An 11864-nucleotide genomic window follows, 5' to 3' on the forward strand; every position below is an offset into this window, starting at 1 on the left:
ATGGCTGGACCCCAGCGCCGCGGAAGCGGTGCCGGTGGCGGCGAGCGGCGGGACCGGAAGGGCCGCGACGGTGGCGCTGCCGCCGCCGAGAAGACCGCGTACGTTGAGCGCGTAGTCGCGATCAACCGCGTCGCCAAGGTTGTCAAGGGTGGTCGTCGTTTCAGCTTCACCGCGCTGGTCGTGGTGGGCGACGGTGACGGCACCGTGGGTGTCGGTTACGGCAAGGCCAAGGAGGTGCCGGCCGCCATCGCCAAGGGTGTTGAGGAGGCCAAGAAGCACTTCTTCAAGGTCCCCCGTATCCAGGGCACCATCCCGCACCCGATCCAGGGTGAGAAGGCCGCGGGCGTCGTCCTGCTCAAGCCGGCTTCCCCCGGTACCGGTGTTATCGCCGGTGGCCCGGTGCGCGCCGTGCTCGAGTGCGCCGGCGTTCACGACATCCTGTCGAAGTCCCTCGGCTCCGACAACGCGATCAACATCGTGCACGCGACCGTGGAGGCCCTGAAGGGCCTGCAGCGTCCCGAGGAGATCGCGGCCCGCCGCGGTCTGCCCCTCGAGGACGTCGCCCCCGCGGCTCTGCTTCGTGCGCGTGCCGGGGCGGGTGCGTAATGGCTCGCCTCAAGATCACGCAGACGAAGTCGTACATCGGCAGCAAGCAGAACCACCGCGACACCCTGCGTTCGCTCGGGCTCAAGCGCCTGAACGACGTGGTCGTCAAGGAGGACCGCCCCGAGTTCCGCGGCATGGTGCACACCGTCCGCCACCTCGTGACGGTCGAGGAGGTCGACTGACATGGCGGAGACCAACCCGCTGAAGGTCCACAACCTCCGTCCCGCCCCGGGCGCCAAGACCGCCAAGACCCGTGTGGGTCGTGGTGAGGCGTCGAAGGGTAAGACGGCCGGTCGTGGTACGAAGGGCACGAAGGCCCGTTACCAGGTTCCGGAGCGCTTCGAGGGTGGCCAGATGCCCCTCCACATGCGCCTCCCGAAGCTGAAGGGCTTCAAGAACCCCTTCCGCACCGAGTTCCAGGTCGTGAACCTGGACAAGCTGGCCGCGCTCTACCCGCAGGGTGGCGAGGTCACGGTGGCCGACCTGGTCGCCAAGGGTGCGGTTCGCAAGAACCAGCTCGTCAAGGTGCTCGGCACCGGCGAGGTCTCCGTGGCGCTGCAGGTGACGGTCGACGCCGTCTCCGGCTCCGCCAAGGAGAAGATCGCCGCCGCCGGCGGCACCGTCACCGAGCTCGTCTGAGACGACTCGATGGCCTGAACATCCGACCGGGGATGCCTCTCAAAAGGGGCATCCCCGGTTGGTCGTTCCTAGGGGGGCATGCTCGCCGGTAAGGTGGCCTGCAACTCTGTCCTTTACCTCAAGACCGTCACCTCTGACGCACGTGCGCGGGGGTCGCAGGAGGCACCGTGCTCACCGCGTTCGCCCGGGCGTTCAAGACGCCCGACCTGCGCAAGAAGCTGCTCTTCACGCTCGGCATCATCGTGCTGTACCGGCTCGGGGCACACATCCCCGTCCCCGGCGTCAGCTACGAAGCCGTCCAGCAGTGTGTGGATCAGGCGAGCCAGGGCAACAACAGCCTGTTCGGCCTGGTCAACATGTTCAGTGGCGGGGCGCTGCTGCAGATCACCATCTTCGCGCTCGGCATCATGCCGTACATCACGGCGAGCATCATCCTGCAGCTGCTGACCGTGGTGATCCCGCGCCTGGAAGCCCTCAAGAAGGAGGGGCAGTCGGGCACCACGAAGATCACGCAGTACACGCGTTATCTGACGGTCGCCCTCGCCATCCTCCAGGGCACCGGCCTCGTCGCCACCGCCCGTACCGGCGCGCTGTTCAGCGGCTGCACCGTCGCGAGCCAGGTCGTTCCCGACCAGTCGATCTTCACCACCGCCACCATGGTCATCACCATGACCGCGGGCACCGGCGTCGTGATGTGGCTCGGCGAGCTCATCACCGACCGCGGCATCGGCAACGGCATGTCGATCCTCATGTTCATCTCGATCGCCGCCGGCTTCCCGGGCGCTCTCTGGGCCATCAAGAAGAGCGGCGACCTCGCCGGGGGCTGGATCGAGTTCGGCACCGTCATCCTCATCGGCTTCGTGATGGTCGGCCTCGTCGTCTTCGTCGAGCAGGCCCAGCGCCGCATTCCGGTGCAGTACGCGAAGCGGATGATCGGCCGGCGGTCGTACGGCGGTACGTCCACTTACATCCCTTTGAAGGTGAACCAGGCAGGTGTGATTCCTGTCATCTTCGCCTCGTCGCTGCTCTACATTCCGGCGCTCGTCGCGCAGTTCTCGAACTCCACGGCCGGCTGGAAGACCTGGATCGAAGCCCACTTCGTCAAGGGTGACCACCCGTATTACATCGCCGCGTACTTCCTTCTGATCGTGTTCTTCGCCTTCTTCTACGTGGCGATCTCGTTCAACCCCGAGGAAGTCGCCGACAACATGAAGAAGTATGGTGGCTTCATCCCGGGTATCCGGGCTGGTCGACCTACTGCCGAGTACCTGAGCTACGTGCTCAACCGGATCACTTGGCCGGGCTCGCTGTATCTGGGTCTGATCGCTCTTGTGCCGACGATGGCGTTGGCGGGCTTCGGTGGTGCGAACGCGAACTTCCCGTTCGGTGGCACCAGCATCCTCATCATCGTGGGTGTCGGTCTCGAGACCGTGAAGCAGATCGAGAGCCAGCTCCAGCAGCGCAATTACGAAGGGTTCCTCCGCTGATGCGAATCGTCCTCGTCGGACCGCCCGGTGCGGGCAAGGGCACGCAGGCCGCGTACCTCGCCAAGAACCTGGGTATCCCGCACATCTCCACCGGCGACCTGTTCCGTGCCAACATCTCGCAGGGCACGCCGCTGGGTGTGGAGGCGCAGTCGTACATGAAGGCCGGCCAGCTGGTGCCGGACTCCGTGACGATCGGGATGGCCGAGGACCGCATGCGCCAGGCGGACGCCGAGGGCGGCTTCCTGCTCGACGGGTTCCCGCGGAACGTGGCCCAGGCCGAGGCCCTGGACGCCTTCCTCAAGGGCGAGGACATCAAGCTGGACGCGGTCCTGGACCTGGAGGTCCCCGAGGACGAGGTCGTGAAGCGGATCGCGGGTCGCCGCATCTGCCGCAACGACTCCGCGCACGTCTTCCACGTGACGTACAACGCCCCGAAGACCGAGGGCGTCTGCGACGCCTGCGGCGGCGAGCTGTACCAGCGCGAGGACGACAACGAGGAGACCGTCCGCAAGCGTCTGGCGGTCTACCACGCGGAGACCGAGCCGATCATCGACTACTACCGGGCGCAGAACCTGGTGGAGACGATCTCGGCGCTCGGCAAGGTGGACGAGGTCACGGCGAAGGCCATGGCCGCGCTGAAGAAGTAACCGAAGCAGTAACCACGGTTTCGTACGACACGGCCGCGGTGCCCGGTGAGGGCGCCGCGGCCGTATCGTTGTTCTGTCCCCGGTACGCGTAGAGGAAAGGCCCCGACCACGATGGTGCAGCTCAAGACCCCCGAGCAGATCGCGAAGATGCGTGAGGCGGGGCTGGTCGTCGCGGCCATCCACGCGGCCACCCGCGAGGCGGCCGTGCCGGGCGCCACGACGCGGGACCTGGACGAGGTCGCGCGCAAGGTGATCGCCGACCACGGCGCGAAGTCGAACTTCCTCGGGTACGGCGGCTTCCCCGCGACCATCTGCACCTCGGCCAACGAGGTCGTGGTCCACGGCATCCCGGACGAGAAGACCGTCCTCAAGGACGGCGACATCATCTCGATCGACGCGGGCGCGATCGTCGACGGCTGGCACGGCGACGCCGCGTACACCTGCTTCGTGGGCACCGGCCACGCGCCGGAGCTGATCGAGCTCTCCCGGGTGACCGAGGAGTCGATGTGGGCCGGTATCGCGGCCATGAAGCTCGGCGCGCGGCTCGTCGACATCTCCAAGGCGATCGAGACGTACATCAAGCGCCAGCCGCGGCCGGCCGTGGGCGACCACAGCCTGGGCCGCTACGGCATCATCGAGGACTACGGCGGCCACGGCATCGGCACCGAGATGCACATGGACCCGCACCTCCTGAACTACGTCTCCCGCAAGCGCGGCAAGGGCCCGAAGCTGGTCCCCGGCTTCTGCCTGGCCATTGAGCCCATGGTCTCCCTCGGTACGCCGAAGACGGAGGTCCTCGCCGACGACTGGACCGTCATCACGACGGACGGCACCTGGTCCTCCCACTGGGAGCACAGCGTGGCGCTGACCGAGGAGGGCCCGCTGGTCCTCACGGCGGTCGACGGCGGCAAGGCGAAGCTGGCGGAGATGGGCATCGTGGCGGCGCCGGATCCGCTGGCGTAGCCGCTGCCCCGGAGGCCGGCGCCGTTGGGCGGGGCCTTCGGCCCCTGCCCCCCGGCCCACTGCCCGGCGGACGGAGTCCGCCGCAGCAGCCCGAAGCTTGTGAGGCGCCCCGGGCGCCGAGCCCGCGAGGGCTGCGGTCGAGGGGACAGCCCCGCTCGCCTGAGTCGTAGCGTAACGATCTTCTGCGGTGGGCAAACTCCCCGGATTCGTCTTTTCCAGGGGCCTGACGTAGACTGATGCGTCGGCTCTCGTGTACCCGTGTGTCTGCACCCGGAGGCGAGAGTCGATCAAGGTAGCCGATTCGAAGGGCGAAGCGTGGCCAAGAAGCAAGGTGCCATCGAAATCGAGGGCACCGTGATCGAGTCCCTGCCGAACGCCATGTTCAAGGTGGAGCTCCAGAACGGTCACAAGGTCCTCGCGCACATCTCCGGCAAGATGCGGATGCACTACATCCGAATCCTCCCGGACGACCGGGTCGTCGTGGAGCTGTCTCCGTACGACCTGACGCGTGGCCGGATCGTCTACCGGTACAAGTAGATCTTGCCTGCACCCCCGCACTCCGCGCGGGTGGTGGCACTGACCCGGAGAACCTCACATCCCATGAAGGTCAAGCCGAGCGTCAAGAAGATCTGCGACAAGTGCAAGGTGATCCGCCGCCACGGTCGGGTCATGGTCATCTGCGACAACCTGCGCCACAAGCAGCGCCAGGGCTGACGCACGCCGACCGACCTGCATTTCGCAGTTCTTCGCGCGACGCATAGCAATACGTACATAAGCAGGGCCCGTCCGGCCGTGATGCACGGTTGACGACACCTCCGGCGGGGGCCGGGGACCCGGCTGTACCACTCTTCTGGCAACAGAGGGGTCGGCAGCCGGGAGCGGTTCTGCAGCAGACCCCCGAGAACACAGGAGCCATTGAATGGCACGCGTTTCCGGTGTTGACATCCCGCGCGAAAAGCGTGTGGTGGTCGCACTCACCTACGTCTTCGGCATCGGGCGTACCCGGTCCGAGGAGATCCTCGCCGCGACCGGCGTGAACCCGTCCACCCGTGTCCGCGACCTTGCCGAGGAAGACCTCGTCAAGATCCGCGAGTACGTGGACGCCAACCTCCAGACCGAGGGTGACCTCCGCCGCGAGATCGCCGCCGACATCCGCCGCAAGGTCGAGATCGGCTGCTACCAGGGTCTGCGCCACCGTCGTGGCCTGCCCGTCCGCGGTCAGCGCACCAGCACGAACGCTCGTACCCGCAAGGGCCCGCGTCGCGCCATCGCCGGCAAGAAGAAGCCGGGCAAGAAGTAGTCCTCAGCGGACGCTTGACCACACGGTCTTCGCTGTAGGACCGACCACCTCCCGTAGGAGTTATAGATGCCCCCCAAGGGTCGTCAGGGCGCTGCCAAGAAGGTGCGCCGCAAGGAAAAGAAGAACGTCGCTCACGGCCACGCGCACATCAAGAGCACGTTCAACAACACGATCGTCTCGATCACGGACCCGTCCGGCAACGTGATCTCCTGGGCCTCCGCCGGCCACGTCGGCTTCAAGGGCTCGCGCAAGTCCACCCCCTTCGCCGCGCAGATGGCCGCCGAGTCGGCCGCCCGCCGCGCGCAGGAGCACGGCATGCGCAAGGTCGACGTCTTCGTCAAGGGTCCCGGCTCCGGCCGTGAGACCGCGATCCGCTCCCTCCAGGCCACCGGTCTCGAGGTCGGCTCGATCCAGGACGTCACCCCCACCCCGCACAACGGCTGCCGTCCGCCGAAGCGCCGCCGCGTCTGACGCACGGCTAGGCCACGGACCGGCGGTCTGCTGGGGGTCCGGGGGTTATCCCCCGGGAATTCGCAGCACGGCTGCCGTCCGCCGAAGCGCCGCCGCGTCTGACGCACGGTCGTTGACCTGGGTTTCCGGGCGGTGCGCCCCTTTTCGGGGCGTACCGCCCGTACCCTTGCAGTACGCAGTACCCGTCGGGCGTCAAATAGTGGGCGTCCACGACTGAAGGAATCACAGACATGCTTATCGCTCAGCGTCCTTCGCTGACCGAAGAGGTCGTCGACGAGTTCCGCTCCCGGTTCGTCATCGAGCCGCTGGAGCCGGGCTTCGGCTACACCCTCGGCAACTCGCTCCGCCGCACCCTCCTCTCGTCGATCCCCGGCGCTGCTGTCACCAGCATCCGCATCGACGGTGTCCTGCACGAGTTCACCACCGTGCCGGGCGTCAAGGAGGACGTCACCGACCTCATCCTGAACATCAAGCAGCTGGTCGTCTCCTCGGAGCACGACGAGCCGGTCGTGATGTACCTGCGCAAGCAGGGCCCGGGTGTCGTCACCGCCGCCGACATCGCGCCGCCGGCCGGTGTCGAGGTGCACAACCCCGACCTGGTCCTCGCCACGCTCAACGGCAAGGGCAAGCTGGAGATGGAGCTGACCGTCGAGCGCGGTCGCGGCTACGTCTCCGCCGTCCAGAACAAGCAGGTGGGCCAGGAGATCGGCCGTATCCCGGTCGACTCCATCTACAGCCCCGTGCTGAAGGTCACCTACAAGGTCGAGGCGACCCGAGTCGAGCAGCGCACCGACTTCGACAAGCTCATCGTCGACGTCGAGACCAAGCAGGCCATGCGCCCGCGTGACGCCATGGCGTCCGCCGGCAAGACCCTGGTCGAGCTGTTCGGTCTGGCCCGCGAGCTCAACATCGACGCCGAGGGCATCGACATGGGCCCGTCCCCGACGGACGCCGCCCTGGCCGCCGACCTGGCGCTGCCGATCGAGGAGCTCGAGCTCACCGTTCGGTCGTACAACTGCCTCAAGCGCGAGGGCATCCACTCCGTGGGTGAGCTCGTCGCCCGCTCCGAGGCGGACCTGCTCGACATCCGCAACTTCGGTGCGAAGTCGATCGACGAGGTCAAGGCGAAGCTGGCCGGCATGGGCCTGGCCCTCAAGGACAGCCCGCCCGGATTCGACCCGACCGCCGCCGCCGACGCGTTCGGCGCGGATGACGACGCCGACGCCGGCTTCGTCGAGACCGAGCAGTACTGATAGCTGCCCGTAGGCATCCGCCTGCGGGGCCCTGACACCGGTACCTGATACGGCCGGTGCAGATCCAAGGAGAAACACCATGCCGCGTCCCACCAAGGGCGCCCGCCTCGGCGGCTCCGCCGCGCACGAGAAGCTGCTCCTCGCCAACCTGGCGAAGTCGCTCTTCGAGCACGGCCGCATCACGACGACCGAGGCCAAGGCCCGCCGCCTGCGTCCGGTCGCCGAGCGCCTGATCACCAAGGCGAAGAAGGGCGACATCCACAACCGTCGCCTGGTGCTGCAGACGATCACCGACAAGGGCGTCGTCCACACCCTCTTCACCGAGATCGCCCCGCGCTACTCGGAGCGTCCGGGTGGTTACACCCGTATCACCAAGATCGGCAACCGTCGTGGCGACAACGCCCCGATGGCCGTGATCGAGCTGGTCGAGGGCGAGATCGCCAAGAAGGCGACCGTTGCCGAGGCCGAGGCCGCCACCAAGCGCGCCGTCAAGGAGGCCGACGAGGCCGCCGCGGTCGAGGCGACCGAGGACGAGGCGAAGGACGCGTAAGCGTTCTGCCGACGTTTCTCGAGAGCGGGCCCGTACCCCCTGGGGTGCGGGCCCGCTCCCGTGTGTCTGAGAGGATTTCCAGGTGAGTGATGACGTGCAGCCCGGGTTCGTACGGGTACGGCTCGACCTTTCGTACGACGGCAAGGACTTCTCCGGCTGGGCCAAGCAGGCCCGCGGGCAGCGGACCGTCCAGGCTGAGATCGAGGACGCGCTGAAGACCGTGACCCGGTCCTCGGAGACGTACGAGCTGACCGTCGCCGGCCGCACCGACGCCGGGGTGCACGCGCGCGGCCAGGTGGCGCACGTCGACCTGCCGGTCGCGCTGTGGGAGGAGCACCGCGAGAAGCTGCTCAGGCGGCTCGCCGGGCGCCTCTCGCACGACGTGCGGATCTGGAAGGTCGCCGAGGCCCCGGCCGGCTTCAACGCGCGTTTCTCGGCGATCTGGCGGCGCTACGCCTACCGCGTCACCGACCACCCCGGCGGCGTCGACCCGCTGCTGCGCGGCCACGTCCTGTGGCACGACTGGACGCTCGACATGGACGCCATGAACGCCGCCGCCGAGCGGCTCGTCGGCGAGCACGACTTCGCGGCGTACTGCAAGAAGCGCGAGGGCGCGACGACCATCCGGACCCTGCAGGAGCTGCGCTGGGAGCGCCGCCCCGACGGGATCCTGGAGGCCACCGTCAAGGCCGACGCCTTCTGCCACAACATGGTGCGCTCGCTGGTCGGCGCGCTGCTGTTCGTCGGCGACGGGCACCGCCCGGTCGAGTGGCCCGGCAAGGTGCTCGCCGCCGGTGTGCGGGACTCGGCCGTGCACGTCGTACGGCCGCACGGCCTCACCCTGGAAGAGGTCGGCTACCCGGCCGACGACCAGCTCGCCGCCCGCAGCCGCGAGGCCCGCAACAAGCGGTCACTCCCCGGGAGCGGCGGCTGCTGCTGAGGCCTGGGTGCGGCCGCGGGTGTAGAGCTGTTCTCTTTGACGCTGCCCTCGCGGGCTCGGCGCCTGGGGCGCCTCGCAGGCTTCGGGCTGCTGCGCCGGACTCCGTCCGCCGGGCGGTGGGCCGGGTGTCACTGCCGGGGAGCGGCGGCTGCTGCCGACGCCTGGGTGCGGCCGCGGGCGTAGATCTGGTTGAAGGCGAAGGTGCCCAGGTCGTCGGAGGCCTTGAAGACGGGCTGGTCGGACTTGGTGACCTTCTTGCCGTTGGTGAAGCCGGCGTAGGTGAAGTACACGTACCGGCCGATGGAATTGGTGCGGCGCAGGCAGACCGTCTTGCCGTGGCAGAAGTCCGTCACGCCGGCGCCGGCGAGCGGGGCGATGTTGCCCTGGGCCTGGTTCTTGGCCTTGATCGCGGCCGGCTCGGACGGGAAGACCGCCACGCCGACGGTGATCGCCACGCCGTCCTTGACGTAGGTGGCGCGCAGCACCCGCTGGCAGCCCTGGGCCTTGAGGACGGTGCCGAGGCCGTTCTCGGTGGGTGCGGCGCAGTTCGTCGTGGAGGACGTGGCGCCCTTGGCGTACACCCGGCCGCTCATGGTGAGCTTCTTGCCCGGGAAGAGGCCCTCGGGGGTCAGCGGGGCCTTGTCCTTCTTCGGGTCGGAGATGTAGTCCTTCGGGTTCGGCGGGGGCGGCGGGGCCACCGAGGAGAAGGTCGGGGCCGGGCTCGCGGTGTCCGTGGGGGCGGCCGAGCCGGTCGGCGTGCCGCCGCCGTTCTTCGCCTGCTCGTTGTCCTTGTTGGTGGAGACGATCGCGGTGGCGACCACCGCGCCCACGGCGAGCGCGGCGACCGCGCCGCCGCCGACGACGAGCCAGCGCTTGCGCTTGTTGCGGGCGGCGGAGGCGTCGGCGAGGGCGCCCCAGTCGGGGGTGCCGGTGTCCTGGGCGCCCGGGAAGGGGTTCGGCTGCGCGGGCTGCTGCGGGTAGCCGTACCCCTGCCCGCCCTGGACCGGCGGCTGCGGGTATCCGTATCCCGGCTGGCCCTGCGGCTGCTGCGGGTACCCGTACCCGTACCCGTAACCCTGCTGTCCGTGCTGCTGTCCCGGCTGCTCGCCGCCCGGCTGCGGTCCCCCAAAGCTCATGCCGCGCATCCTAATCCGCTTGGGATACGGGGGGTGCGGCGGTGACAATGCCCCTCATGGGACACGTCGAAGCCGCGCATCTTGAGTACTACCTGCCCGACGGGAGGGTCCTCCTCGGGGATGTCTCCTTCCGGGTCGGCGAGGGCAGCGTCGTCGCGCTCGTCGGCGCCAACGGCGCGGGGAAGACGACCCTGCTCCGGCTGATCTCCGGGGAGCTGCAGCCGCACGGCGGCACCGTCACCGTCAGCGGCGGGCTCGGCGTGATGCCGCAGTTCGTGGGCTCCGTGCGGGACGAGTCCACCGTCCGTGACCTGCTGGTCTCGGTGGCGCCGGCCCGGATCCGTACGGCCGCGAAGGCGGTCGACGAGGCCGAGCACCGGATCATGACGGTCGACGACGAGGCCGCGCAGATGGCGTACGCGCAGGCGCTCAGCGACTGGGCCGAGGTGCAGGGGTACGAGTTCGAGACCCTGTGGGACATCTGCACCATGGCCGCGATGGGCGTGCCGTACGACAAGGCGCAGTTCCGGCAGGTGCGCACGCTCAGCGGCGGCGAGCAGAAGCGGCTGGTCCTGGAGTACCTGCTGCGGGGCGGCGACGAGGTGCTGCTGCTCGACGAGCCGGACAACTATCTGGACGTGCCGGGCAAGCGCTGGCTGGAGGAGCGGCTGCGGGAGACCCGTAAGACCGTGCTCTTCATCTCCCACGACCGGGAGCTGCTCTCCCGGGCGGCGCAGAAGATCGTCGCGGTGGAGCCGGGTCCGGCCGGGTCGGACGTGTGGGTGCACGGCGGCGGCTTCGACACCTTCCACGACGCGCGGCGGGAGCGTTTCGCGCGCTTCGAGGAGCTGAAGCGGCGCTGGGAGGAGAAGCACGCGCAGCTGAAGAAGCTGGTGGTCAACCTGCGGCAGGCGGCCGCGGTCAGCCACGAGATGGCCTCGCGGTACGCGGCGGCGCAGACCCGGCTGAGGAAGTTCGAGGAGGCGGGCCCGCCGCCGGAGCCGCCGCGCGAGCAGGACATCCGGATGCGGCTGCGCGGCGGCCGGACCGGTGTGCGGGCGGTGACGGCGGAGAACCTGGAGCTCACCGGGCTGATGAAGCCCTTCTCCCTGGAGATCTTCTACGGGGAGCGGGTCGCCGTCCTCGGCTCGAACGGCTCCGGCAAGTCGCACTTCCTGCGGCTGCTCGCGGGCGACGCGTCGGTGGCCCACACGGGTCTGTGGAAGCTCGGCGCCCGGGTCGTCCCCGGCCACTTCGCCCAGACCCACGCCCACCCCGAGCTCCAGGGCCGCCCGCTCGTCGACATCCTGTGGACGGAGCACGCCAAGGACCGCGGCGCGGCGATGTCGATGCTGCGGCGGTACGAGCTGGAGCGCCAGGGCGACCAGCCCTTCGACAAGCTGTCGGGCGGCCAGCAGGCCCGCTTCCAGATCCTCCTCCTGGAGCTGGCGGGCACCACGGCCCTGCTGCTCGACGAGCCGACCGACAACCTGGACCTGGAGTCCGCGGAGGCCCTCCAGGACGGCCTGGAGTCCTACGAGGGCACGGTCCTGGCCGTCACCCACGACCGCTGGTTCGCCCGCTCCTTCGATCGCTATCTGGTCTTCGGCTCGGATGGCGTGGTGCGGGAGACGACGGAGCCGGTGTGGGACGAGCGGCGGGTCGAGCGAGCGCGGTGACCTCGGGCGGTCGGCGGGACGGGCGGGCTCGGTAGCCGCCAGCAGGCCCTGGGGGTCTGGGGGTGTCCCCCAGAAGGAGGGGCCAGATCCTCCTCCTGGAGCTGGCGGGCACCACCGCCCTGCTGCTCGACGAGCCGACCGACAACCTGGACCTGGAGTCCGCGGAGGCCCTCCAGGACGGCCTGGAGTCCTA

General features: G+C 68.9%; 15 protein-coding genes. 14 read left to right on the plus strand and 1 reads right to left on the minus strand.

All coding sequences use genetic code 11. The annotated features are described in order from the left end of the window. From rpsE to truA, 13 genes are all read left to right on the plus strand, one after another. On the plus strand, nt 1-606 hold the full coding sequence (rpsE, locus tag KV205_RS11520; protein ID WP_030201551.1) for a 30S ribosomal protein S5: 606 nt from the start codon (nt 1-3) through the stop codon (nt 604-606). Further along, complete coding sequence (rpmD, locus tag KV205_RS11525) at nt 606-788, plus strand: 50S ribosomal protein L30 (RefSeq protein ID WP_005313525.1); 183 nt, start codon at nt 606-608, stop codon at nt 786-788. Before rpsE ends, rpmD begins: the two co-directional genes overlap by 1 nt. Before the next feature lies 1 nt (nt 789). After that, entirely contained in the window at nt 790-1245 is a 456-nt protein-coding gene (gene rplO / locus KV205_RS11530) for a 50S ribosomal protein L15 (RefSeq protein WP_265864051.1), read from the plus strand. Nucleotides 1246-1412: 167 nt separating this feature from the next. After that, nucleotides 1413-2732, plus strand: coding sequence for a preprotein translocase subunit SecY (gene secY / locus KV205_RS11535; protein WP_265864052.1), 1320 nt, complete (start codon nt 1413-1415; stop codon nt 2730-2732). Beyond that, entirely contained in the window at nt 2732-3379 is a 648-nt protein-coding gene (locus tag KV205_RS11540; protein WP_265864053.1) for an adenylate kinase, read from the plus strand. The genes secY and KV205_RS11540 overlap by 1 nt, the downstream gene beginning before the upstream one ends. A gap of 111 nt (nt 3380-3490) precedes the next feature. Continuing rightward, nucleotides 3491-4342: a type I methionyl aminopeptidase gene (map, locus tag KV205_RS11545; protein ID WP_265864055.1), complete on the plus strand. Its 852-nt coding sequence runs from the start codon at nt 3491-3493 to the stop codon at nt 4340-4342. Nucleotides 4343-4657: 315 nt separating this feature from the next. Next, a complete protein-coding gene (gene infA, locus KV205_RS11550; protein ID WP_003956442.1) occupies nt 4658-4879 on the plus strand; it encodes a translation initiation factor IF-1 in 222 nt (73 codons plus the stop codon). A gap of 63 nt (nt 4880-4942) precedes the next feature. Beyond that, nucleotides 4943-5056 carry a 50S ribosomal protein L36 gene (rpmJ, locus tag KV205_RS11555; protein ID WP_003956441.1) on the plus strand — a complete coding sequence of 38 codons (114 nt, stop codon included), beginning with the start codon at nt 4943-4945 and terminating at the stop codon, nt 5054-5056. A 205-nt stretch (nt 5057-5261) separates the two neighbouring features. Beyond that, a complete protein-coding gene (gene rpsM, locus KV205_RS11560; RefSeq protein ID WP_015035595.1) occupies nt 5262-5642 on the plus strand; it encodes a 30S ribosomal protein S13 in 381 nt (126 codons plus the stop codon). A gap of 66 nt (nt 5643-5708) precedes the next feature. Continuing rightward, a complete protein-coding gene (gene rpsK / locus KV205_RS11565; RefSeq protein WP_003956432.1) occupies nt 5709-6113 on the plus strand; it encodes a 30S ribosomal protein S11 in 405 nt (134 codons plus the stop codon). Nucleotides 6114-6343: 230 nt separating this feature from the next. Further along, nucleotides 6344-7366, plus strand: a complete 1023-nt coding sequence (locus tag KV205_RS11570; RefSeq protein ID WP_265864056.1) for a DNA-directed RNA polymerase subunit alpha — start codon at nt 6344-6346, stop codon at nt 7364-7366. A 79-nt stretch (nt 7367-7445) separates the two neighbouring features. Continuing rightward, nucleotides 7446-7916 (plus strand): 50S ribosomal protein L17, encoded by a 471-nt coding sequence (gene rplQ, locus KV205_RS11575; protein ID WP_265864057.1) that lies wholly within the window; start codon nt 7446-7448, stop codon nt 7914-7916. An 82-nt stretch (nt 7917-7998) separates the two neighbouring features. Beyond that, the gene (gene truA / locus KV205_RS11580; protein ID WP_265864058.1) at nt 7999-8856 is read left to right on the plus strand and encodes a tRNA pseudouridine(38-40) synthase TruA; all 858 of its coding nucleotides are present in this window, start codon (nt 7999-8001) and stop codon (nt 8854-8856) included. A 128-nt stretch (nt 8857-8984) separates the two neighbouring features. On the opposite strand, the gene KV205_RS11585 is transcribed toward truA, so the two are convergent. Further along, nucleotides 8985-9992 carry a hypothetical protein gene (locus KV205_RS11585; protein WP_265864060.1) on the minus strand — a complete coding sequence of 336 codons (1008 nt, stop codon included), beginning with the start codon at nt 9990-9992 and terminating at the stop codon, nt 8985-8987. A gap of 56 nt (nt 9993-10048) precedes the next feature. Here KV205_RS11585 and KV205_RS11590 point away from each other — a divergent pair, with 56 nt between their 5' ends. After that, nucleotides 10049-11671, plus strand: coding sequence for an ABC-F family ATP-binding cassette domain-containing protein (locus KV205_RS11590; protein ID WP_265864061.1), 1623 nt, complete (start codon nt 10049-10051; stop codon nt 11669-11671). Nucleotides 11672-11864 lie beyond the last annotated feature (193 nt).

The organism is Streptomyces sp. SKN60, from assembly GCF_026236535.1.
GTDB lineage: Bacteria > Actinomycetota > Actinomycetes > Streptomycetales > Streptomycetaceae > Streptomyces.

Coding starts and splice junctions, on each gene's coding strand:
- rpsE (WP_030201551.1), top strand. CDS start 1: ATGGCTGGACCCCAGCGCCGCGGAAGCGGTGCCGGTGGCGGCGAGCGG.
- rpmD (WP_005313525.1), top strand. CDS start 606: ATGGCTCGCCTCAAGATCACGCAGACGAAGTCGTACATCGGCAGCAAG.
- rplO (WP_265864051.1), top strand. CDS start 790: ATGGCGGAGACCAACCCGCTGAAGGTCCACAACCTCCGTCCCGCCCCG.
- KV205_RS11540 (WP_265864053.1), top strand. CDS start 2,732: ATGCGAATCGTCCTCGTCGGACCGCCCGGTGCGGGCAAGGGCACGCAG.
- map (WP_265864055.1), top strand. CDS start 3,491: ATGGTGCAGCTCAAGACCCCCGAGCAGATCGCGAAGATGCGTGAGGCG.
- rpmJ (WP_003956441.1), top strand. CDS start 4,943: ATGAAGGTCAAGCCGAGCGTCAAGAAGATCTGCGACAAGTGCAAGGTG.
- rpsM (WP_015035595.1), top strand. CDS start 5,262: ATGGCACGCGTTTCCGGTGTTGACATCCCGCGCGAAAAGCGTGTGGTG.
- rpsK (WP_003956432.1), top strand. CDS start 5,709: ATGCCCCCCAAGGGTCGTCAGGGCGCTGCCAAGAAGGTGCGCCGCAAG.
- KV205_RS11570 (WP_265864056.1), top strand. CDS start 6,344: ATGCTTATCGCTCAGCGTCCTTCGCTGACCGAAGAGGTCGTCGACGAG.
- rplQ (WP_265864057.1), top strand. CDS start 7,446: ATGCCGCGTCCCACCAAGGGCGCCCGCCTCGGCGGCTCCGCCGCGCAC.
- KV205_RS11585 (WP_265864060.1), bottom strand. CDS start 9,992: ATGAGCTTTGGGGGACCGCAGCCGGGCGGCGAGCAGCCGGGACAGCAG.
- KV205_RS11590 (WP_265864061.1), top strand. CDS start 10,049: ATGGGACACGTCGAAGCCGCGCATCTTGAGTACTACCTGCCCGACGGG.